We start from the raw sequence: 23,321 nt of genomic DNA, 5'->3' as shown, positions 1-23,321 counted from the left end.
CCTCCTACCGGACTGTCCAACGCGGGACAGTTTCTGGACCTACATCGACGCACACACGGCCAACACGCGGCCGAGCAAATCCACCGTGTATGCCGGGAACCACGGCGCTCACGGTGCCCGACGGTCTATGCGGCGCTGAACCGGCAACGAACTCTGGTGCACTTCGAGCGCTGATGCGTGCCGAGGGGTTGCGAGGACCCGTTCCGCGGATCCGCGGACGACGGTCACTGCAGCCGAGGGCGAAAGACTACAGACCTGGCCAACCGCGGGTTTGCGGCGTTGGCGCCGGACCAGCTGGGGGCGCCACATCACTTACGTCCGAACCTTCCCCGGGTGGTGGTCGGGTTGCCGCTGTCGACGAGCCTACTCACCGCTCTCGCGCTCGACGCCCCAGGAAACGGGCATCTCACCCCGTTAACATGAGGTCAGGATCTGTCCGGGTCTGTTTTATCACTCTGACCGTGGCGTTCAATACCGAGCCTTCCGCTATCCCAGCGCCTCGCCGAAGCCGGCGGGGCTGCTTCGGTGGGCAGCCTCGGCGACTGCCTCTTGACCGGCTAATCCAAGGGGATCCTGACCCAGTCGACACGCAGTCCGCGGAGATGGAGGGACGCGGTCCGAGCGATCGAGGGATCACTCGTGCCTGGGCCGCTACTGACGACCCGCTGAGCGAGGACGGCGTGGACGTATTGACGTCCCCGCGCTTGCACGACCGGTCTCCGGCATGGTCGTTCGAGCAACGACGCCGACGCCGTGTTCGTCTGGGTCGCCGCATTGACCCCGACCGGACTGACCCCCGCCCGGATGGATGCTACGGTCGCCGAGCCGCGTGCAACCGTCGTGCCCGCGACGACCTAGTCACGTAATCGAACGATCCCGAATCAGAGGAAGTGTGGCGGCGGGCATGGGCGTCCTGTTCGAGGACTGAAGGCGAATCCCTCCCTCTCGCTGGGTTACAGCTTCTTCGAAGAAGATCAGCGTGAGGGGGTGGAGGCCAGTTCAGGCAATTCACTAAAGCCTCAGCAGAAATGGGCAGACTGGTCTGCCCATGTCAACCTTCACTCCTGTCAGAGTTAATGATCGAGACCTCTATCTACGCCGAGTGCCGATTACGCGCCCTACGAATGCGTGATTGGTGTCGTAACGTTGGCCAACGTGCGTGCTGTCACTAGTTTCCCGAAGGCCGGCGGCCCGTGGTCTGGTCCGTGCCCGTGAAGACTCTCGTGGAGATCTGATGTAGGCCAGCATCGGGTGTCGAAACTACCTCTGCGGCAGGGGATTATCTACTACGGCGGCCACGCGTGAACGAAGGTGCACGGCACCTGGCTGCGCATCCAGCACTTCGACGCGCATGGTCTGCAGCTGGCGAACGAGACCGCTTGCGACACCAGGCTCGCGGCGGTAGACCGGCGGGATCGGCTGGATGTAGCGATCGCGGCGATGGCCACCGACAGCGATTTCATCCCGGTGGTGACTCGGCTCGGCTGCCTTCGCAGGGTCTCGACACTGACCGCGTTCGGGCTGGCCGTAGAGATTGGCGGCTGGCAGCGCCGGACCGGACGATCGATCGGCGCCTACCTCGGGCTGGTGCCCACCGAACACTCCTCGGTCACGTCGCGCTCGCAGGGATCGATCACCAAGACCAGCAACGGCCACGCCCGGCGGCTGCTCATCGAGGCCGCCTGGCACCACCGACCCCGGTACAGTCCCGGAGCAGATCTGCGGCACCGCGGGGACCATGCCAGTCCTGCGGCCCGGGCCCAGGGACAGCAAACAACCAGCGCCTGCACGCCCGCTGGGCAGGGTTCGACGCCCGAAAAAAACGCCCCGCGCTGGCGAACACCGCGATCGCCCGTGAACTCGCCGGCTGGTTGGTCGGCCGTGCTGAATACCTGAAACCCGCCGCATCCGGTTTCGAGTGTGGTCGTCGACTCGTTCGGTTGGAGAGGTCGGGTCTCCTCGCTGCGCTGCGGGGACTTCACCTTGCCCCCTCTTTGTCGCCGACGACTGGTGAGGCAAGGACCGGGGAACGGGAACCCCCACAACGTCCGGACGGATCATGCAGTGGTGGCGGCAGCGCCTGGGAGTGATCCGCGAGCACCCTATGGAGCAATCCTCAACTGTACGTTGGGATCAAGCTGGACGTTAGACGAGAAAACTACGAGCACGGTGTGGCGGTGCAGGAGCGTTATATGGCAGCGTAACTCGCCAAGGATGTCTCTTCCGGCCGGGCCTTGGGGCATGTGCAAGCTCGCCATGTGCGTGCAGATCAGGTTGTTGATGCGACTGAAGCAGCGTCAGCGGCGGTCTGGCTGCCGACGGTGTGACGGGCCAGTTCGCGTCGGAGGTCGAGGTTTTCTCCGTGGGCTTGCTCGAGCGCGTCGCGCAATGCTTTGAGTTGGTGGTGATGTTGCTTCTTCAGGTCGGCGATTTGCCGGGTGAGTGTGATGACGAGTGTCCTGTCGCTGCCGGGAACAGCGTAGGCGGTCGGGGCCGATCGTGGGCGGCCGCGAAGATGTTCGATGCGCTGGCGGAGTTCGGGATGGTTGTAGAGGAAGGCGTGGGAGACGTCGGCTTCGCGTTGGACGGCTTGGAAAGTGATTTGTTCACCGCGTTCGACGAGCCGTCGGATTGCTTGCTCGGCCGCGTGGGTCTTCCTGTGCGATTTGGCTTTCGCGGCGGCACTGAGGGTGGCGACGCGGCGGGCTCGGGAGTCGGTCATGGGTGCTCCTGCGGTATCGGGTCAACTCGAGGGTTAGTGGGGATGGGCCCGCCGCTCGGGCAGCGGCTGTGCGGCGTGGCGCCATGGGCGGCGACGCGGTCCACCGCAGCGTGCCAGATTCGAGCATGGTGCCGGGTACCACGCAGCCAGGCCTGGCGATCCGCCGGCGCGCAACCATAGTTGCCAGCGACTCCGGTCGGCCGAGCAGCGTTGTATCAGCGTCGTCTACAGGGATGTCGAATCAGGAATGGATGGCCCACAGGCACGCGTCCCTTCGGAGTATCGACGGCGTTGATTCGTCGGCGACCGTGTGCGACCCTTCTAACACACATCCAAGGTCATGTCCGGTCATTGCTTGATTAGATGTCCGTACATTATCCTCCTAAGTAGAGCATCACAATGGCGATCGGGAGCGAGCACGGGTGTCTGGTACGGAGACGGAAACGGCCGGGGCGAGAAAGTTGCAGCGCGGATCGGGGGAAACCCTGTGGCAGCAACTACAGGCGGACCTCCAACGCCGACTGCGAGAGGGAGAGTTCACGGATGCCTTCCCTGGCGAGTTGGAACTCCGTGATCAGTACGGTGTTAGCCGTCACACGGTGCGCGCTGCGGTGCGCGCCCTACGTGAGGAAGGTATCGTCGTCGCAAGTCGTGGCCGCTCAACTCGACTCAACGCTGACGCCGAGATCACGCAACCCCTAGGTGCCCTGTACAGCTTGTTCGCGTCGGTCGAAGCCTCGAATCTGCGCCAGCACAGCATCGTCCGTCGTCTCGACATACGGGCTGATGCGCACGTTGCGATCCGTCTCGGCCTCGAGGAGTCCGCTCCCCTGCTCTATCTCGAGCGACTGCGATTGGCAGGCGAGCTGCCACTCGCACATGACTGCGCATGGTTGCCGGCCTCGATTGCCAGCCCGTTACTCGATGTCGACTTTTCCCACACAGGACTGTACGACGAACTCGCATCACGTTGCGGGGTCCGCCTCACCGGCGGGAGTGAGCAAATACGAGCAGTCGTACCGAGTACTGCACAGCACAAACTTCTCGGAACGACACCGGATGTTGCAGCAATGAAAGTTGAGCGGATAGGAACCTCCAATGGAACACCAGTGGAATGGCGCACCTCGCTCATTCGCGGAGATCGGTTCAGCGTCCTCGCTGATTTCTCGGCACGAACTGGGTATTCCCTAAATCTTTCGGCCGCGAACGTGCCGTAGCGGCCGCACTTTCCGGTCTCGCCGTTCGATATTGGCGGCGTCACTCACTCGAATCTGGCCTTCAAGATGAGTTCGCAATGTCCCGGTGGACACTTAGGAGAGTTGCGACCTATACCGAACAACAGATCCCGACGTAGAGCGGTTCATCGCTCTCACAGTGCGCGCCGTACCGACTGTTGCCACGAGCAGCGCACCACCGGTCTCCTGCCCACGGTCGACGTCGCTCGGGCAACTGCGGGCGGCGGGTGTTGCAAGGGGCCCGGTATCGACGGCGACTCGCGCCGATTTGCCGTCCCGCGAATCGGTGATCGGCTCACTCGTCCTTCCGACTGTGGGTCAGCAGCGAGGCAAGCAGCCCACCAGCGAGAGACGCGATTTCTGATAGGCGCCTGCCGTTCATTGCCCGGACGCATCGCGAACAGCTGTCCCGAAACGCAGGCGGCGGATCAGTCCCATGCTTGGAAGCGAGTATGCGGGCATAGTTGCTTGGCACGAGCGGTGTCACTATCGCGTCAGCGCCGGCCCTCGCGTCCCTGTCGTTCTCTATTGCGGGGCAGAGCGCGAGCCGCGTAGCCGATCACTGCGCCGACATCGTCGTCGATAGCGATCTGCCTCTGGTCCGGATCGAGCTGCTCAGCCTGCCGTCGAGCCGCGATCGACGGTGTGCGGTGCAAAAGGCCATGTTGACGCTGCCTGAGCGGGCGTTCGGACTACAGTAAATGTCCGGTCATTGATTTTCTAGATGTCCGTACATTACTCTGGGTCGTCAGACACCAAGAACAGCAAACAGGAGAAGTCGATGCCTACTACCGCATCCGGAGCGAACGGACCCTGAACGTGCAGCGCAGCATCGGTACAGCTCCCCCGCAATCACCGCAACTCTTTCCATAGGCGGATTAGCGAGTCTCAAAGTCGTGCGCAGAGGTTTGGCGGAGGGCCGGGCCAGCGGACTGCCGTGCAGCCGGACACCTGCGGCAGTGGCCGACTCACCCGACAGCCCTCGCTCGGATCAATATGGCCCGCCAGTCCCGATATGGCTCGTCCTCACACTTCACCCAGACCTGACCAGGAGGCCCGATGGAATACCTAACGCACAACCCTGGTGGCGCTGAGGTGCACTGCCAGATCGAACCAGCAACATCAACCGCCACCAGATCTGAGTGCTTGGCCGTGACGAAATGCTGATCTCGGCAATCGTGCTCGGCATCTGCATCGGAATCAGCCTCGGTGCCCTCGGCGGTGGCGGCTCCATTCTCACTGTGCCCGCACTTGTCTATGTCCTGAGTCAACCACTACAGATCGCTGTTACCGAAAGCCTCGTCATCGTCGGGATTACCTCCATCGTGGCCGCTATTTCCCATGCGCGGGCAGGCCGAGTGAAGTGGCGTGCAGGCATCTCCCTCGGTGCCGTGGGCGGCGTAGCTGCCTGGGCCGGAACAGCCCTCGGTCGACTGGCAGACCCAAATGTCGCGCTTGGGGCTTTCGCAATCTTGCTGTCAGCAGTATCGATTTCGCTTGTTTGGAGAACGAGGCCGTCCAAGCTGGCGAGGAAGCGGACACGGAATCCAGCCGTGGGCGTCGCCAACAGGCTTCCCGCGCTGGCCGTAGTCCCTGCGTCGACGCCGGCCGAAACCACCGCGACCCAGCTCGAGGCAAGTCCCGGCCCCCGTACCGAACGCTACCTGACTGCCGGCAAGGTACTAACCGCGGGGATTGCAATCGGAGTCCTCACCGGATTCTTCGGCGTAGGAGGGGGATTCGTCATCGTTCCGGTACTCGTGATTGCTCTGGGCTACCCCATGCCGATCGCTGTGGGAACCTCCCTGCTAGTCATCACGCTGAACTCGGCAGTGGCACTAGCAGCTCGATCAAGCCACGATGCGCTAGATTGGTCCGTAGTCCTGCCAGTAACAGCCTCAGCTATCGTCGGCGCCCTTGTAGGTAAATGGCTGGCTCTCAGAACCTCCGAGAAAACACTCACGCGGGCATTTGCCGTACTACTTGTCGCGGTCTCGGTATACGTGGGCCTACGCAGCTCCGGTCTGCTGCCCGGGTAGTGAAATACCTTCACGACCGGCCAGCATCGACTACGCACCCCATCCCGACGTTCCTCAGAAATGGAGAAGCCCAATGATTCTCGAGCAGTACTACCTCGAATGCCTTTCTCACGCCTCGTACCTCATAGGTGATGAACAGACGAAACGCGCGATCGTCGTCGATCCTCGGCGTGATGTTACGGACTACATCGACGAAGCCGAACGCCGCGGCCTGCGCATCGAAGGAGTAATCAACACGCACTTTCACGCGGACTTCGTCTCAGGCCACCTCGAACTCGTGGCCGCAACCGGGGCATGGATCGGTTTCGGTGAGGCGGCAGACACCGACTATCCCATCCGCCGATTGCAGCACGGCGAACACATCTCGCTGGGAAACGTCGATATCGAGATCTTGACGACACCGGGACACACCTGGGAATCGATCAGCCTCCTCCTCCGAGACGGTGCTGACACCGAACCGACAGCGGTCCTGACCGGTGACTCACTCTTCATAGGCGACGTGGGCCGACCTGACCTCGCAAACCTCGGGACCGGCACGAACACAGACCTCGCACGCGCGATGTACAAGACAATTCATCACACCCTGCTGGCGCTCCCGGACCATGTGCAAGTAATGCCTGCACACGGAGCAGGCTCTTCCTGTGGAAAGAACATGTCTACCGACCTGGTCTCGACAATCGGCCAGCAGCGGCTCACGAACCCGTCAGTGCAGCCGATGGCAGAAGCGGATTTTGTCGACCTTGTCACCACCGGCCAGCCCGCGATTCCACAGTACTTCTCCACTGACGCCGATCTCAACCGACGCAACCGTGCCGTCTACGACCGCTCCCGTCAACTACGGGAACTCTCGGCCGAACAGATGGTCAGGGGTGTACAGGATGGGACGAGGGTGATCGATACGCGTAGCCCCGAAGAATTCGCAGCCGCGCATTTACAGGGCGCCGTCAATGTGGGCCTCGAAGGACGTTTCGCGGAGACCTGCGGAATGGTCACCCATGTTGACGAACCGATTATTTTGGTCACACGACCCGGCGACGAGGCCGAAGCCGCGATGCGACTCGCACGAATTGGGTATGACAACGTGCAGGGATACTTCAATACCCTCACGACCGACCGCGTCACTCCCTTTCCCTCACCACTCATCGGATTGCTCGAACAGACCGAGCGGCTCACTGTTGCAGAACTTGCCACAGCACTGCAAGATGGCAGAATCACCCTCCTGGACGTAAGAAACCAAGGAGAACGCGACTCCGGCTATATCGCAGGGTCGCTTCATATTCCGCTGCCCGAGCTTGCGAAGCGCCACAACACGCTTCCCCAGGGTCGACCCTTGGTCGTGCATTGCCGAAGCGGTTGGCGCTCGAGCGTGGCCGCAAGCCTTCTCCGTGCGAATGGGTACGAGGGGACAACTGACCTCCTCGGCGGTTACAACGCCTGGCAGGAAACCGAAACGCCCGTCTGTGACGGCGCTCGCTGAAATTCCCCCGTACCGCACGCTGAGATCTGCGGCCTAATCACCTACGCGCGTGAGAACGCAGGTCTTCCTTCGATGCCTGATGATCCCTCATCAACATCAGCAAATTCGAAGATGACCCGCGTTCTCATGCTGACGTGGAGACGAAATAGAAGTACCTACCAATACAAACCAAGTTGGTCGATCTCGGCGCCCGCCCGTACGCCAGTCGAGGCGGCGGGATCCGCGGGGTATTGCCTAGCCAATCCCCATGGGGACTCCTGATCATCAAAGCGTCGAACTAGCGCGAGATCGAGACCGCCCACCTGGGCGACGACCACCTGACGTCGTGAGTCTGATGCGGCACCTCGGTTCCACCGCGGACGCCGAGTCCACTCCTCTATCCCCGCGGTCGCTATTCGGGAGTGGACCCGCACTCGCGCAGAGTAACGCGTTCCACGCGTAGCCAACCCGAAATGAGATCGATGATGAATGCATGCGACGAACGAGTGATCACCCTCTACATGGGCGTGGATGCCTGGGGTCTCCGCCGAAGCGGACCGTCCGAACGTGAGTTGGTCACCCTTTCCGCTGCGGATCTGCGTCAGGCGCAGACGATGTCGCGCGAAATCGACAACGCGTACGCCACGATTCCGCACAGCACGCTGCTCCACATCGATACACGGGCATCGCTCGAGGCAAGTGAGAACTGTCTTCGTATACCCACCGGAGTCCGGTCGCTCGCAAGTTTGTTGTACGACATCGCGGCGGTCGGTATCGCGGACGGTGCGGTCGTGTCGGTCGACGCGACAACCGATGTGTCCGAGCTATGGAACGCGGTCGCCGACGACTTGCGGAGCCACGGTTACTGCGTGGTCGATCATGTGCCCGGTTGGGCGCCCGACGGGTGGGAATCCGCATGTGTGCGGCTTGCATCCGACGAACCGGAAGTCACGGTGGCACACTAGCGGTCCGTGCCACCGATCAATCCAGTCGTCCAGTATCTGCCACACCTCTAGCCGTGGACTCGACCATCGCTCGCGCCCATCAGCACGCAACGAACATCACCCGCCACACAGGGACTGGATTGAATTGCACGAATCCACACCTTGAGCCGCCTGACCACACCGTAGGCCGCTCCCGCGGTGGCCTGTCGACGAAGATCCATCAGCTCGTCGACGGTCACGGGTTACCGCTGGTGGCGCCGGGGCAGTCGGGCGATTCACCCGCTTTTCCGTACCTCCTCGCACACCTGCAGGTACCGACTGCCGGTGGTGGGCGCCCCACACCCGCCCGGATCGAGTCCGGGGCGAGAAAGGCGTACTCCTCACGAGTCCACCGCGACCTACTGCGCCGCCGCGGAATCGGGGCGGTGAACGCGAAACCGGACGATCCGGCCGGCCATCGGCGCCGGCGGGGTTCACGCGGCGGCCGCCCGCCAGCATTCGATCGTGATGACTACCGGGGTCGCAACGTCGTCGAACGCCGGTTCTGCTATCTGAAGCAATCGCGAGGACTGGCCACGCGCTACGACGAACTCGCCATCGTCTACCGAGCCGCAGTGGTCCTCAACGCCGTCATCGCCTGGACCCAAAATTTGTCGGACATGCCCTCGAGAATTTCTCTCGTTATGGAGGACTCGCAGCCGGTGCAGATTCTAACCTTTTGAGGTCCCACCCGAGGCGGGATAATCCGAGCCTTTGGTCAGATCATCCCGCGTGGATTCAACGGCGGTGAATGCTCAAGTTTCTATTCGCAGTCACCAAATTATCTGCCGGTGTCCGCATGACCGTGGCCATTCCGGAGCACATAGCTACAAAAATCACCTGACGACGTCGCGTGCGACGCCGGGCACAGACTTGGGGCAATCAGCCCCTCCACGAACGTAAATCATTAGGAGTTAATGACTTACCCACGATGAAGTACCATAATCAAAATCATCGGGCGCGGGCAATGGTCAGATCGTCTGCTTCTCCAAGTCGGCGAGATACTGGTTCAAGACGATGGACGCGGCGGCGTCGGCGCGCTCATGGAGATGTGTGCGGAGATGTCGTGCCAACCTGTTCACCGCGGGTCCGGCATCGAGCACCGGTCGTATCAGCCCGAGTCGAGCGCATTGCTCGGCGAGTGGCAGCAGCTCCGTCAATGCGGCGTCTTGCTGTCCCATGGTGGCCGACACTTCCACCTGCAGCAGGGCGGCGTTGAGGAACGCCCGGGGGCGGACCCGTCGCTCGATCGACTCGACGAGGGCGTGTGCCCGTTCGTAGACGGGCTCGAGGTCCTGATCGCGGGCGGTCAGTGCTGCGCGGATCGCCGAGTCCTCTTCCAATTCGAATGTGACGACGGCGATTCCGTTGTTCCGGGCGGGTAGTTGTCGGCTCTCGCGGTCGATAACCGGGGCTCCGGGCGCGGCGTGTCCGATTCCGGTTCGGACTCGTTCGTTGGTGACTCGCGCTGCCAATCGGGGCAAGCGCAGTTGCTGCGCCAGCCGGGCTCCCTCGTCGAGACGCGCCTTCGCCGCATCGTTCTGTCCGAGGAGGCGCTTCAGTCGGGCACCCGTTCCGTAGGTGGCGAGCAGGAAGTCGACGGTGCCGCCCTCGGCGCCCAAGGTGTGGCTGCGGTCGAGGAGGTGGTCGGCGTCGGCGAGGTGCCCCTGTTCGTACAACAGGTCGCCGAGCAGGGCAGCGGTGAGCCGGGCGCCGTAGCCGAGACCATCGTCGGCCTCGGCCAGTGCCATGGCGTGCCGGAAACTGGCCTCAGCCGCCGGCAGGTCGAGTTGTTCGCGTGCGGCGATCCCGGCCATGCAATATCCGTACAACACGCTGAAGGGCCCGGTGGAACGTTGGTGGAAGGGCAGCGCCCATGTTTGCCATCGGCGGGCTTCGTCGAAATCGAAGCGGTAGATAGCGCGGAAGGACGCGACGTCGGCGGCCCCGCACATGACCCATGGTCGCAGTGTGTCCGCCCGGGCCATGCATCCCTCGACGGCCTCATCGAGTCCATCGATCTTGTCGTCGAAGACGTTGATCGGGGCCAGAATAAAAGTGGCCTCGGCGCGCATGTCCGCTGCCGCGCGATCGTCGACTGCGTTGTCGAGTGCTGTTTCCGCGGCGGAAAGATTTTGTTCGGCGTCGCGCGGGTGATGCAGTATTGCGTGCGCCCACGCGAGTGCGATGTGCAAGCGGGGCCGGTCGGTAGTCCCTTTCGCCGGCAGTTTCGCGGCGAGGCCGAGAAGCGTTCCCATCTGCGACTGCTCGAGTAACTCCATCGCGGCGTCCTCGACGAGCGTCACGGCGTCGTCTTGCTCACCGGCGAGGATGTAGTGGTCGACCGCCTGGCTGAGGAGGTGCCGGTCCGCGAACCACCGACCTGCTCGCCGATGAAGCTCGACAATCCGGTCGGGATCGTCACGCTCGAGGCGGTGCTGGAGGAACTCGGCGAACAGATGGTGGTAGCGGAACCATCTCCCCTCCTCGTCGAGCCGTCGCAGGAACAGATCGCGGGACTCGATGTCCTCGAGCGTCGCTTGGCCTTCCCGGTTGTCGGTGAGCGCGCGTGCCAAGCTGCCGCAGATCTTCTCGGTGATCGAGGTGGCGAGGAGGAAATCGAGGGTGCTTCGATCGAGGTTGCCGAGGACGTTCTCGGCCAGATACTCGCCGATGGCCCGATTCCCTCCGGACAGATGCTCGATCAGCTCGCGGGGGTGCGGGTGATCACGCAACGCCAGTGAGACCAGTTGCAGTGCCGCCGCCCATCCGTCCGTCGACTGTTCCAGCTCGACGATGTCGGGTGCGTCCAGGTGGAGGCCGGAGCGGTCGATCAACAACTGGGTCGACTCCCGGACGTCGAAACGCAATGCGGAGGAATCTATTTCGATGAGTTCGTTGCGCACGCTCATTCTGCTGAGCGGCAGACCGAGGCGGGTGCGGCTGGTGACGATCAGATGCAGATGGTGGCAGCCGTGCTCGAGCAGGAACGCCAGCGCCGACCGCGTGTCCTCGTTGCTCACGCGGTGCCAGTCGTCGATGACCAGGGCGACGTGGTGGTCGGAGGAATGAAGCTGGTCGATCAACGAGGTGAGCACATACCGTTCGCGGTCCGCGCCGTGGACTTCGAGTTCACGAACCAGCTCTCGGCCGAAAGCTGGTTGTGCCACCGCAATGGACTCGATCAGGTGGGTGAGAAACCAGATGAGGGTGTTGTCGTCGTTGTCTATCGTCAGCCACGCGGTCGCCACACCTTCTCCCCGCAGGGCCGCGAGGCGTTGGGCGGCCAGCGTGCTTTTCCCGAATCCCGCGGGTGCATGAATGAGCACCAGACGCGGGCGACCGCTGCGGCGCAGGCGCTCGAGCAGCTGCGTACGCGCCACCGTCACTCCAGGTGTGACCGGTGGACGATACTTGGTGGACGCACTCGGTGGCGGAGGGCGATCAAGCCGGGTCCCGCTGCCCCGTCGATATCGCAGGTATTCGGACACGCCGACCTCGACCTCATCCGAGGGCCGGAAGGGGCGGTCTTCCTCATCGACGATCGGAAGCGGGATGTCCCCCAGTGCCAGACCGATGTGTTCGCCCGCCCGTCGCAGCGCGCCGCCCAGGTCCGCAGCAGTGGCGGGGCGCTCCGCTGGGTCCCGGGCCATGGCCGACTCGATCACCGTGCACACCGCCTCGGGCACTCCTATGTCCCGCAGATCGGGCAGCGGCTCCGTTCCGATGCGCAGCAACTGGGCGAAGACCTGCTCCCCCCGGCGCCGGGCAAACGCGGGCCGGCCCGCCAGCGCGGTAAACAGTGTCGCGCCGAGCCCGTAGACATCCGTGACCACCGAGGCGTCGGAGCCGCTGAGCAGTTCCGGGGCGGTGTAGGCGGGTGACCCGGCCACCAGTCCCCGGGTGGTCTCCTCGCCTCCGGTGATGCGGGCGATGCCGAAGTCGGTCAGCTGCGGCTCGCCGTACTCGGTCAACAGGATGTTGCCCGGTTTGATGTCGCGGTGCAGCACTCCCGCGCGGTGCGCGGTTTCCAGAGCACCGGCGAGTTTGACACCGACGGCCAGTGCCTCGGCCGCCCTCAACGCGCCGTGCTTGGTGATCCAGGAGTCGAGGGAATCACGGCGATGAAACGGCATCACAATGTAGGGGCGACCGGTGTAAGTGATACCGGCTTGCAGCACATGGACGATGTTCGGGTGTCCGGACAGTCGCCCCATCGCCTGTTGCTCGCGCAGGAAACGTGCCCGATCCATGTGGTCCGGGTCCGGGCTCAGGACTTTGACGGCAACCACCCGGTCGAGGGCGGGTTGCCGGCACCGGTACACGATGCCGAAACCGCCGCGGCCGGCGATGCACGCGTCCTCGAAACCTTCAGCCGCCAACTCCGCGACGACGTCTGCGTCGACCTGTCGTTGCGTGCTCTCGGTGTCGTCGTCCGGCATGGCAAGCCTCAGCGCACGTCGCCTGGTTCGTCGATGCGGCGTGCCCGCGCCCACCAACACCTGCCCATGAGGGCCTCCTCGCAGTGCGCCTACCCCATTCTAGGGACCGCCGACCACGCCGGCGCCCAAAAGCGCCTGGCGATACCGAGAACAATCTGTGGCGTGGCCTGGCGCCCGCGATGACCCAGCAGTACCTGGTCGACGGCCTCGACCGGGTCAGCCGCCGGCTAGGCGGACTCACCAGGACGTGGGGTTCGATCGGATGGCGACCGTCTGCCACCCCGACTCCGGCCGGATCACGGCCAGCTTCGCTGGCGTCGCCAAACACTATGGCGTCCGGTCGCGCTCTGGCCGACCCGGTCCGGGAACCGAAACAGGTTGACGGAGAGAGACGATCACATTGTCGCCGAGCGACGGTGGCGCACGCTCCCCGACCATGAGACCGTCGAACAAGCCCGTGGCTGCGAGCTAGCAGTTGACGGCCCCGCCGACGACGCCGTATCCGGTGATTCTCAGCGAAACCCGCATCGCGTCCCGGCAGGCGCTGGTGTCCTATCGCGGCAACGGTACTCAGTGCCGCCGGAGCTGGCATCCGCGCAGGTCACCGTGACCCTGGTGCTGCTGCACCGGTCGGTGGTGCTCAACCCCGACGGCGACTCCTAGGCCCTCCGAGACCCACGCCCGATCCGAGAATCTCCGCAAAGCAAACCTCCAGCGATCCGACAGCCGCTGCAGTAATCAGCACTCACAGGTCGGGATTTCGCCGAGCACAAACGGGGAATTTCGCTGAGCCCCGTCAGGTGCAGCCCGCGCCGGTGGTCGGGCTCCCAGTCCCACGCCATCGACGTATAGGTACGTTGCGTTATCGCTACAGTTCTCCGTTGAAGGACGAAGCTCGCCCGCCCTACGATATTCCTCCTCTCGCTGTGCGATCCGCTCGGGTTGCGCGACAAAGAGTGTGCGCGATACACCTGCTGCACAGCGGTTTCGGGACGATGTACTTGAATACGCCCACCTTGAACGCTGCGTTCAGCATTCCGGCCTTCGGACCGGCGGTGTCAGCCTGCGGAGAGGTTGTCAGACATTCCCCCACGTAGGTACGTGTGTGAGACGGCAAGCGTCTGGAAATAGGGGCCCTGTCGTTCACGATCGAGGGAGTCGAAGCAACACCACCCGTCTCGTCTGGTCTGTAGGGCAATCCGTTAGCCGGGGTTAACCGCGTGCCGAGGTGACTGGCCAGTCAGTACAGATAGGGCATCGGTGTATGCGGAGGTCAGTGCATCGTTGATCGAATAGTTTGGCAACTCGGGATCCGATTTTCCCGTAGCCGATTACTCCGAAGGTTTGCTCGCTGGGTCGTCTTATTTCCCCATGAATCGGGGCGGAGTGCCATTGCCCCTGGCGGACGGATTTGTCGAACGAGGGCAGACGACGATGGGCGGCCAGTGCCAGCCCCATTGTGTGCGTAGCTACCTCTTCGGAGTTGGCGTCCGGCACGTTGGTCACGACCACACCGTGCCTGTTCGCCGCTGGAACGTCGATGCTGTCGACACCGGTTCCCAGTCGGCTGATCACCTTGAGATGTGGGAGCGCAGCGAGCACGTCGGCGGTGACAGGCTGCACCCACACAATGAGGGCGTCGGCATGCGGGCATCGGGCAATGAGGTGGGCGGCGGTCTCGCAGGGAATGACCTCGACGCTCACTCCGGACTGGGCTGCCAGGGCTCGGACGTGATCGTCACCGTCACCTGGTTGGTTACGTGGACGATCCGGGGCGGTTAAGACTGCATTTTCGGGGCACCTATTCGGCTCGGCGTGGACGATTGGGATGGTGTGCCTGTGCAGCTTGGCAACGGGCTTCCCCGCTTACCAGCCCCGCTTGAGGCAACTAGAACTTAAAACACTCGGGGAATCTTCTCAATTTTGTTAGATTTCCTTGGCGAGGTGCGGATCCGGTTACACAAGACGTTAAAGTAGTGACAGATTCGATGTGACGACCGCCTCGGATCCTGATGAAGGTATGGGAGGACCCCGATGCACCCGACGGCCACTGGCCTGATCAAGCTTGCACCCGCGGCACTGCATGGGATGGATGCCGAGTCGATCAATCAGGTTCTCGAACTGCTCGTTGCACCGTTGCAGGCCGCCGTTCCCCAACCCACCGAAGTGGTCCTCCACGACCTGCAGCGCATTCCCAACACCGTGCGGGCGATCGCCGGTGTGGTTACCGGTCGGCAGATCGGAGATCCGCCGACGGACAAACTGTTGGAGCGAATCGCTGCAGGTGAGTTTCATCATGAGATCGGGTATCGGTCGGAGCTGCCCGATGGGCGAATCCTGCAGAGCACCACCATCATCTACACAGATAAGAATGTTCGACCGGCCGCAGCGCTGTGTTTGAACTCCGATGTGTCCGCTTGGGTCTCCCTCCGCACCGCGATGGATCGCTTCGTACTCGGTCACGATGGGTTGATGATGTCGCCCGGCCCGTCCGCGGCGTCGTCGCTTCCACCGGGCCGTGGGTCAGCCGACACTGGGAGTCGGTCCAGTGAGTACTTCCCACACAGTGTGGAGGAACTCAGCACCCGGATGCTCGACGCAGCGATCGGCGCGGTGGGGGTCCCTGTGGCGAAGATGAAGAAAGAGCACAAGGTGCAGGTGGTTGCAGAGTTGGATCGTCGTGGGTTTTTCCTGGTCAAACAGGCGCCCGAGTCTGCAGCCGCGGCCCTGGGTGTCACCCGGTTCACCATCTACAACTACCTCAACGAACTCGAGGACGCCGAAGAGAAGTTGGCGTAGTGCGCCGCAGGCCCGAGTACGTCGTCTGAAATTTCCTCGGAGTGCGGTCACCCGGGGGGGCTGAGGCCGTCCGTTCGGTGGTGCAGGCTTCGCGGGTTGGTCCCGCGCACCTCGGGCGAGAGTGTCTATGCGGGAGAGGTGCGTTCACACTCCCGTCGGTGGACGCACATGTCGCGCCCACCGACACCTCCGCAGCCCGGTAATCAGTCGAATCGGCCGGCAGGGCCTATCACGCGCCGTCCATCCGGTCACGATGCACACTGCTCAGCAATAGACTGCCATTTCGATCTCGACACATGCGCCGAGCGGCAGTGAGGCAACCCCCAACGCCAAACGTGCATGGCGTCCCCTGCCACCAAGATGGTCCAGCACGACCTGCGAAGCCGCGTCCACCACCGCGGGTGCATCGCAGAACCCTTCTCCGGACGATACATAGCCGCCGAGTCGGGCCACGGCACGGATGGATTCCAACGATCCCAGCTCCTCACGGGCGATATCGAGGCATCGCCGGGCGGCGAGAGCAGCAGCCTCGCGCGCCTGCTCCACGCTGACCTCCTGACCGACGTGGCCTGCGTACAGCAAGCCGTCCGCCGTGAGTGGCAACTGGCCTGAGATGTAGAGGAGATCGCCTACGCGAATGGCGCGAGAGTAGAGCGGAGGGGTGGAAACCGACTGAGTCATGCGAGACCTTCCGTGGGAAGCGGGATACATCGCGATCCGAGAAATGGGCAGATGCCACAGATATGGGGACCGTGCCGTCACGAATTTCAATGTCTTGTTGAGGACTGGGGTGACAGTGCCACATTATGGCACATCCAGTTTAAATTCAACATGCTGTCGAAACAGTGAAATCAGGGTGTATCACCAGATCAAGCCCGAACGTCGTGCCATGCTGCACCGACAGCGGGGGGCAACTGGCTGTTGATCATCTGTGTGATCAGTGACATACTCTCAACGCATCGTTGAAATCCTGCGGGGGTGCTCCCACCACACGCGGTCTTCTTCGTCTCTCGCTCCCACCCCCACCACGGCCGATGTCGGCGTGACAGGCCCAGTTCCCAAGGATGACCATGACCGAATCCGTCTCCCAAGGCGCGAGTAGTCGCGCAAAAACCAATCGAAGCCTCCAAGGCGCTTCCGGTGACGATGTTGGGTACCGCAAATCCCTAAAGCCTCGCCATATTCAGATGATCGCGGTCGGCGGGGCAATCGGTACCGGCCTGTTCATGGGTGCCGGCGGACGCCTCTCCGCCTCCGGCCCGTCGTTGGTGCTGGTGTATGCGCTCTGCGGCTTCGTCGCGTTCCTTGTGCTTCGCGCACTTGGCGAGCTGGTGCTCTATCGTCCGTCGTCCGGATCGTTCATCTCCTATGCGCGCGAGTTCTACGGCGAGAAGATGGCTTTCGTTGTCGGCTGGTTGTACTTCCTTATGTGGGCGATGGCCTCGATCGTGGACGTCACCGCAATCGCTCTGTATCTGAAGTTCTGGGCTCCAGCCGTGCCTTTGATCGATGCGGCACCACAGTGGACCCTCGCCCTCGTAGCACTGTTCGTGGTGACCCTTCTCAATTTGGTCTCGGTCAAGCTCTTCGGGGAGATGGAGTTCTGGTTCGCGATCATCAAAGTCACCGCCCTGGTGGCCTTTCTCGTCTTCGGCACGCTGTTCCTGGTACTCAATGGCGAGACCGACCTGGGAGCGACGGGCTTCAGCATCGTCCTCGACCACGGCGGTGTGTTTCCCACCGGCGCCATCACGCCGATCCTTGCGGCTGGTGGCGTCATCTTCGCGTATGCGTCGGTCGAACTCGTCGGAATCGCTGCCGGCGAAACCGAGAATCCGTCCCGGATCATCCCGAAGGCCATCAACACGGTGATCATCCGCATTCTCCTCTTCTACGTGGGTTCGGTGCTGCTGCTGTCCCTGCTGTTGCCCTTCGGCGCCTACACAGCGCAGACCTCACCTTTCGTCACTTTCTTCTCCCATATCGGCTCGCCCGAGACCGCTGCGGTGGCTTCGTCCGTGATGAACTTCGTCGTCCTGACGGCGGCTCTGTCGAGCCTCAATGCTGGGCTGTACGCGACGGGTCGTGTTCTTCGCTCGATGGCGCTCAATGGTTCCGCCCCCAGCTTCACATCGAAGCTGAGCGGTAACGGAGTTCCCTTCGGGGGAATCTTGCTCACCGTCGGGTGTGCCCTCCTCGGCGTGGGACTCAACGCAATCGTTCCCACGAAGGCATTTGAGATCGTGCTCGAGATTTCCGCACTGGGCATCATCGCGGCGTGGGGCACGATCATGTTGTGCCAACTCAAGCTGCGCAAGTGGGCGAACGAGGGCAGGGTCGAGCGACCGTCGTTCCGTCTCTTCGGAGCACCGTTTACCTCCTACTTCGTTCTGGCGTTCCTCGCCTTCGTCCTCGTGACCATGGGATTTTCCGAGACCGGGCAGTGGGTTCTCGGCTCGTTGGTGGTTATCGTTCCGCTGCTCATTGTGGGTTGGCGCCGGTCCAGAGCGCGGCTTTCGACGACAACCGATCACCGGGACTTCGTCCCGGTCGAGATTCCCCCGAGAACCTCGCACTAACGGCGCAGCGCCGGCGATGAGCGGTGCCCGTGACCGCCGGTGAACGGCCTCCGCCCAGACACCGGTCACGGGCACTGTCCCCGCTCGACCGCCGAGAACACACTTATGCCGGTAGGGGTCGTGGTTCGACGACTTGTTCCATCACGATCGTGGAGTTCAGTCGTTGCACGCCTGGGAGTTCGGCCAAATGCTCCATGTAGAGCCGCTGGTACGAAGCAAGATCCGCGGTAACGACGCGAAGTAGGTAGTCCGGGTCGCCGAACAGGCGTTGAGCGTGGACCACGTTGGGGATTGCCGCGACAGCCGCGTCGAACTTGGTGAGTGTCTTGCGGTCTTCCTGGCTCATCGTGACGAAGACCAGCACCTCGAATCCCAGGCCGACGGATGAGGCGTCGATGATCGCCCTGTAGCCCTTGATCACGCCGGCGTTTTCGAGTTCCCGTAGCCGCCGGTGACAACGCGACACGCTCAACTGCACCCGTGGAGCCAGCTCGGTGATCTTCTGGCGGCCGTCCTCCTGCAATAGGGCAAGAATTTTGCGGTCTATCCCGTCCATACGCACATTATTCCTCTCACAGCTCTGTCAGTGGCGAAAGTAGCGAACATCTTGCGGACTTTTTTCTCTACCGTTGATTCCACGGATGATGCCGCTCACGGATTGCCGAGCACCAAGCTCTGCCGGGTAAGGGCCCCGGCGGGCAAACCTTCTCGGTCCGCCGCGCCCGCAAATTGCCTAAATCATCTGTACTACAACTTCATTGAATCCAGATCGGCATCGGTTCGAACACCGGGAACGGTCGCTTCCATACCGTACGACGACACACAGACGAGGACCTTCGCATGAGTACACGCAACCAGCTACCGAATCCCCTCGAAGAACTGACCCTGCCGCAGCTGCGGGAGAGGACGAGCATGAAGTGGCGCACGCATCCGTCGGATGTGCTGCCACTGTGGGTGGCCGAAATGGATACGCGGATGGCCGATCCGATCCGCCGGACGCTCGAGGCTGCCCTTGCCGCGGGAGACACCGGGTACGCGGCTGGCACCTCCTATGCCGAGGCCGTGCAGAGCTTTGCGCACCGACGTTGGGGCTGGGACGGAATTGCAGTGGAACGGACCGCCATAGTTCCCGACGTCATGATGGGCGTCGTCGAGATGCTGCGGCTGGTCAGCTCCGATGGGGACGCGGTGGTCGTCAACTCCCCTGTTTATCCGCCGTTCTACTCGTTCGTCGAGCACATGAATCGGCGGATTGTCGACGCCCCGCTCGACGGGGACGGGCGGATCGACTTCGACACCCTCGAGGCGACGTTCGCGCGAGTCACCGCCGGCAACTCCCGTGCGGTCTATCTGCTGAGCAGCCCCCACAACCCGACCGGCACCGTACACACCGCCGAAGAATTGTCGCGTGTCGCCGCACTGGCCGATCGGTTTGGTGTCCGGGTCGTCGTCGACGAGATTCACGCGCCGGTGGTACTTCCCGGCGCAACGTTTGTCCCGTACCTCACCGTGCCGGGCAGCGACAACGCGTTGTGCGTGATGTCGGCGTCGAAGGGCTGGAACCTCGCGGGCCTCAAGGCCGCATTGGCCATCGCGGGCCCCGCCGCTGCGGGTGATCTTGCCCGCCTTCCCGAAGAGGTCAGTCACGGTCCGAGCCACCTCGGCGTCATCGCGCACGCTGCCGCCTTCCGAGAAGGCAGTGATTGGCTCGACGCACTGATCACTGGCCTGGACGACAATCGACGGATACTCGGCAAGCTACTTGCCGAACACCTCCCGCCGGTCCGCTTCACCCCTCCGCAGGGCACCTATCTGGCATGGCTCGACTGCCGAGGTCTCGGACTCGACGACGAATCCGAGGCTCCCGTGCAACGCGGACTTGTCACGCTCAGCGCCGGGCCTGCGGCGGTTTTCCTGACCCAGGCTCGGGTGGCACTGTCGGCTGGGCCGGCGTTTGGCGCCGGTGGTGACGGTCACGTGCGGTTGAACTTCGCCACCAGCGAGAAGGTCCTCACCGAAGCCGTCGAACGTATGGGTGCGGCCTGGCGTGAACATCACTGACTCGGGCCGGGGCGCGCTCGCGAGACGGGAGCTATATTGTGACGCCGATAGTGTGTATCGCAAAACCCGTGCGCGAGCGCAAAGGGGTGAGACGACTGGGTACTCGTGAAGCGCGTGTTGCCCGGGTCTGCACCCGGTTCGGGCCGTCAGTGAAATCGGCGCACTATGGCAGTTTCCCGAACCACGCATTCTGCACGACGACCGTGATCGGACAACCATGCCTGCCCCCCGAATCTCTGTTCATCTCAAACCGTTACTGCCCGCGTGGGAGTGGCAACTTCACGCCCGCTGCCGAAACATGGACACCGATGTCTTCTTTCCCCAAGACGAAGAGGACAGAGGTACTCGGATCCGCCGCGAGCGAGTGGCGAAACAGATTTGTTCCGAGTGTCCGGTCCGGCAGGCGTGTCAGAACCACGCGATCACCGTCGGGGAGAGCTACGGCATCTGGGGTGGGACTTCCGAGCGTGATCGGCGGTACCACGACCATCTGATCAGCGCGTCCCCGCGCGATCGATTCCCCAGCACATTACGCATCGCCCCCGATCGTGTACCGCCCGGTCACCACCGGGTCTGACGCTTTGCGGCCGACCATCACAGGTAGACCGCTGCCGTGGGCGTGGTCGTCGACCGGGCCGCCCGGCGCGTTAGGGTGCTGCGCGCAGCGCCAGCGCCAGGAGGATGAGGTTGTTAGACACGAAGGGATCCTGGCCGGTGAGCTCGTGAATCCTTTTGAGCCGGTAGCGGACCGTGTTCGGTTGCACGATAAGCGATTTCGCTGTCCCGGCGAGGTTGAATCCCGACGCACAGTACGCCCGCAAGGTCGCGACCAGCTCGGCCCGGTGGTCCCTGTCGTACTGTTCGAGTGGTTCGATGACCTCCTCGTACAAGACGCTCTTGAATGGGCTGGATGCGACGATGTGATCGAGCATGGCGTCCGCGTAGAACTGCGCCCGCGTTTCGTCGGTGACCTGGGTTGACGCGATGGCGTCCTGCGCCTCGCGGTAGGCACTGGAGACGGTCCCGAGGCCGGTGTGCGCGCGGCTGACACCGACGACGAACCGGGGAAGCATCGCAGCGAGCGCGTCCGCCTGCTCCCGGAGCATCTCCTGCTGACTGGCCGCCTGGTGAAGGGGATAGATCGCAACGACCTCTTCGTCACGAACGCCCGTGAGGAATCCAGTCTCGGTGGGATGCAGATGGTGACGCACGGTCTCGAGGGTCTTGCGGAGCGATTCCGGGGAGAATCGAGACAGTTTCCGGCTGCGCACGAGAAATACGGTGTATCGAGCGGTCGTGGGCAGTCCGAAGTACTGGGAAAGCCGGTCGATACGTTCCGGGGACGCGTTGCCGGAGATGAGGGCCTCGAGCAGATCACGTCGGACGACCTCGCGGTCCCGCATGACCCCGGAGGCCTCCTCGAGGTACGCCTGGGCGACCGCGGTGGACACCAGGTCCACGTGGCGCATGATCTTGCCCGCCACCACCAGACCCAACTCTGGGTTGTTTCGGATTTGCGGGGCTTGACGGACCTGCTCCCACACTGTGTGACCCCACAGCCGGTAGGCGTGTAGTAGAGCCTGGACGGGAACACCCTGGTGGAACCGGCGCACCGCACTGTCGCGAAACGGCGAGTACCGCGCGGTGTTCCCATCGTCTCGTTCGGAGACCGCGCTATCGTCGTCGGTGAGGCTGGCGAGCATCGCCTCGAGGTTCGCCCGCGCCGTGGGTGCGACATCTTGTTCGATGAAACCGTCAGGAAGAGAACGATATTCGACGATGTTTTCGCGGTAACGCTGCGCGATCAGCTCGCCGATCTCGTACGCCCGGCGATGAAGGTGCTCGATGAGTTCGACGATCAACTGCCGCAAGGCAGTCTCGTCAAGTTCGCTGCGTGCATTATCGCCGGACTGCTCCGCCATATCAGGCTCCTCGCATGATCGACATCACGGGTAACCGGTCGCGGAAGAGGCGGACGAATGCCCTCCTGGGGTCGTCACCGACCCTGCCGCGACGCTCCGGGGCGTCACACCGACTGCTCATGAACACACGCGACTCCTCGCCAGCAGGCTGTACTGCATGACGGAATCGTATTCCATTTTTTGGCAAGTTTGAAGGCTTGAACAGGGGTTTACAATCTCGATTTTTCCGACAGTTCCGTACCGCGGAACAACTGATTGACATCGAGAGATCCGGGACGTTCACTGGCAGCACACACGCCGGTGCGGCGCCGATTCCGCACAGTGTGTCAATCCCCTACAGAAGTGAGGAACTCGATGGAAACGAAGCAGACGGTCAACGGCGTCGATCTGGAGGCGTTGAACCAGACGATTGACGCGGTCCGCGGTGACCGCGCGCTCGGCAATGTGTCCTTCGCCGTAAATGGCGAGTGGCAGGGTGGCTTTCGGGTGAACTCCGAGACCGGTGGCCTCACCCAGGCTGGTCAGCTCGACAATTCCCGGCTGGGCAAGTTCACCATGTCCAGCGACGAGCCGGCTTCACTGCTCGGTACCGACACCGCTGTGTCCCCGGCCGAGTACGTGCTGCAAGCCCTGGCTGGGTGCTACACGGTGACGCTCGCGGCCAACGCCGCATCGCGGGGTATCGAGCTCGAGAGCTACAAGCTCGAGTTGGAGGCCGATTTCGACCTGGCCTCGTTCCTCGGCGTTGCCCCGGAAGAAGCTCCCGGCGCCCGGGAAATCCGGGTCAAGGTCGATCTCACCGCACCCGGCGCTACTCGGGAAGAGCTGCAGGACCTTGTCGACACCGTGCAGAAGCGCTCCCCCATCCGGGACACGCTGGTCCGCCCCGTCGACGTGGTGACAACACTGGCATGAAGTGATCGAGTGGTGCCGCTCTACGCTGAGAGCGGCACCACAGGGTCCACGCCTCCGCCTGCGAGTAGTCCTGCCACGGACATGCCGAACACTCCCCCGCGGCGGACAGTGAGATTTCGTGGCTGTTCGTGGTGGATCGAGTAGGCAAGTAATGCTGGGAACGGAGAG

General features: G+C 63.0%; 16 protein-coding genes and 2 pseudogenes. 12 read left to right on the top strand and 6 right to left on the bottom strand.

What is annotated here, in order from left to right; genetic code table 11:
- Positions 1–1,186: 1,186 nt before the first annotated feature.
- A pseudogene (locus RHA1_RS39715) lies at positions 1,187–1,871 on the top strand (transposase); the annotation flags it as partial.
- Between the two features lie 398 nt (positions 1,872–2,269).
- Here RHA1_RS39715 and RHA1_RS39710 read toward each other — a convergent pair.
- Positions 2,270–2,722, bottom strand: a complete 453-nt coding sequence (locus RHA1_RS39710; protein WP_011599624.1) for a DUF6262 family protein — start codon at positions 2,720–2,722, stop codon at positions 2,270–2,272.
- Between the two features lie 422 nt (positions 2,723–3,144).
- On the opposite strand from RHA1_RS39710, the gene RHA1_RS47735 reads away from it, so the two are divergent.
- The 5 genes from RHA1_RS47735 (at position 3,145) to RHA1_RS50965 (ending at position 9,118) form a co-directional block, all read left to right on the top strand.
- Complete coding sequence (locus RHA1_RS47735; protein ID WP_011599623.1) at positions 3,145–3,939, top strand: GntR family transcriptional regulator; 795 nt, start codon at positions 3,145–3,147, stop codon at positions 3,937–3,939.
- A gap of 1,178 nt (positions 3,940–5,117) precedes the next feature.
- Positions 5,118–5,996 (top strand): sulfite exporter TauE/SafE family protein, encoded by an 879-nt coding sequence (locus RHA1_RS47725; protein WP_011599621.1) that lies wholly within the window; start codon positions 5,118–5,120, stop codon positions 5,994–5,996.
- Between the two features lie 73 nt (positions 5,997–6,069).
- Positions 6,070–7,473, top strand: coding sequence for an MBL fold metallo-hydrolase (locus RHA1_RS39690; RefSeq protein ID WP_011599620.1), 1,404 nt, complete (start codon positions 6,070–6,072; stop codon positions 7,471–7,473).
- Between the two features lie 464 nt (positions 7,474–7,937).
- A complete protein-coding gene (locus RHA1_RS39685; protein WP_041813253.1) occupies positions 7,938–8,417 on the top strand; it encodes a hypothetical protein in 480 nt (159 codons plus the stop codon).
- On the top strand, positions 8,369–9,118 hold the full coding sequence (locus RHA1_RS50965; protein ID WP_148228492.1) for a transposase: 750 nt from the start codon (positions 8,369–8,371) through the stop codon (positions 9,116–9,118). The genes RHA1_RS39685 and RHA1_RS50965 overlap by 49 nt, the downstream gene beginning before the upstream one ends.
- 288 nt (positions 9,119–9,406) lie before the next feature.
- On the opposite strand, the gene RHA1_RS39675 is transcribed toward RHA1_RS50965, so the two are convergent.
- Positions 9,407–12,877, bottom strand: coding sequence for a serine/threonine-protein kinase (locus RHA1_RS39675; RefSeq protein WP_011599616.1), 3,471 nt, complete (start codon positions 12,875–12,877; stop codon positions 9,407–9,409).
- A 158-nt stretch (positions 12,878–13,035) separates the two neighbouring features.
- Between RHA1_RS39675 and RHA1_RS49985 the strand changes: the two are divergent.
- Positions 13,036–13,489, top strand: a pseudogene (locus RHA1_RS49985) (Mu transposase domain-containing protein); the annotation flags it as partial.
- Between the two features lie 600 nt (positions 13,490–14,089).
- Here the strand turns inward: RHA1_RS49985 and RHA1_RS53815 are convergent.
- Positions 14,090–14,581, bottom strand: a complete 492-nt coding sequence (locus tag RHA1_RS53815) for an NAD(P)-dependent oxidoreductase (RefSeq protein WP_011599614.1) — start codon at positions 14,579–14,581, stop codon at positions 14,090–14,092.
- A gap of 330 nt (positions 14,582–14,911) precedes the next feature.
- Here RHA1_RS53815 and RHA1_RS39665 point away from each other — a divergent pair, with 330 nt between their 5' ends.
- Positions 14,912–15,676, top strand: a complete 765-nt coding sequence (locus RHA1_RS39665; protein WP_011599613.1) for a helix-turn-helix transcriptional regulator — start codon at positions 14,912–14,914, stop codon at positions 15,674–15,676.
- Between the two features lie 264 nt (positions 15,677–15,940).
- Here RHA1_RS39665 and RHA1_RS47705 read toward each other — a convergent pair whose 3' ends face one another.
- Positions 15,941–16,357 carry a RidA family protein gene (locus tag RHA1_RS47705; protein WP_011599612.1) on the bottom strand — a complete coding sequence of 139 codons (417 nt, stop codon included), beginning with the start codon at positions 16,355–16,357 and terminating at the stop codon, positions 15,941–15,943.
- Positions 16,358–16,746: 389 nt separating this feature from the next.
- On the opposite strand from RHA1_RS47705, the gene RHA1_RS39655 reads away from it, so the two are divergent.
- Positions 16,747–18,255 (top strand): amino acid permease, encoded by a 1,509-nt coding sequence (locus tag RHA1_RS39655; protein WP_011599611.1) that lies wholly within the window; start codon positions 16,747–16,749, stop codon positions 18,253–18,255.
- A 103-nt stretch (positions 18,256–18,358) separates the two neighbouring features.
- On the opposite strand, the gene RHA1_RS39650 is transcribed toward RHA1_RS39655, so the two are convergent.
- Positions 18,359–18,811: an Lrp/AsnC family transcriptional regulator gene (locus RHA1_RS39650; RefSeq protein ID WP_011599610.1), complete on the bottom strand. Its 453-nt coding sequence runs from the start codon at positions 18,809–18,811 to the stop codon at positions 18,359–18,361.
- Between the two features lie 284 nt (positions 18,812–19,095).
- Between RHA1_RS39650 and RHA1_RS39645 the strand changes: the two genes are divergently transcribed.
- Both RHA1_RS39645 and RHA1_RS47695 read left to right on the top strand, forming a co-directional pair.
- Positions 19,096–20,316, top strand: a complete 1,221-nt coding sequence (locus RHA1_RS39645) for a MalY/PatB family protein (protein WP_011599608.1) — start codon at positions 19,096–19,098, stop codon at positions 20,314–20,316.
- 217 nt (positions 20,317–20,533) lie between these two features.
- Entirely contained in the window at positions 20,534–20,893 is a 360-nt protein-coding gene (locus RHA1_RS47695) for a WhiB family transcriptional regulator (RefSeq protein ID WP_011599607.1), read from the top strand.
- Positions 20,894–20,963: 70 nt separating this feature from the next.
- Here the strand turns inward: RHA1_RS47695 and RHA1_RS39640 are convergent, their stop codons facing one another.
- A complete protein-coding gene (locus RHA1_RS39640; RefSeq protein ID WP_011599606.1) occupies positions 20,964–22,238 on the bottom strand; it encodes a PucR family transcriptional regulator in 1,275 nt (424 codons plus the stop codon).
- A 354-nt stretch (positions 22,239–22,592) separates the two neighbouring features.
- On the opposite strand from RHA1_RS39640, the gene RHA1_RS39635 reads away from it, so the two are divergent.
- Positions 22,593–23,153: an OsmC family protein gene (locus RHA1_RS39635; RefSeq protein WP_011599605.1), complete on the top strand. Its 561-nt coding sequence runs from the start codon at positions 22,593–22,595 to the stop codon at positions 23,151–23,153.
- Positions 23,154–23,321: the final 168 nt, after the last annotated feature.

Origin of the sequence: Rhodococcus jostii RHA1, assembly GCF_000014565.1 — a bacterium.
GTDB classification, from domain to species: Bacteria; Actinomycetota; Actinomycetes; order Mycobacteriales; family Mycobacteriaceae; genus Rhodococcus_F; species Rhodococcus_F jostii_A.
Note: the sequence above shows the minus strand (reverse complement) of the source record. Positions and strands in the feature narration are given on the sequence as shown.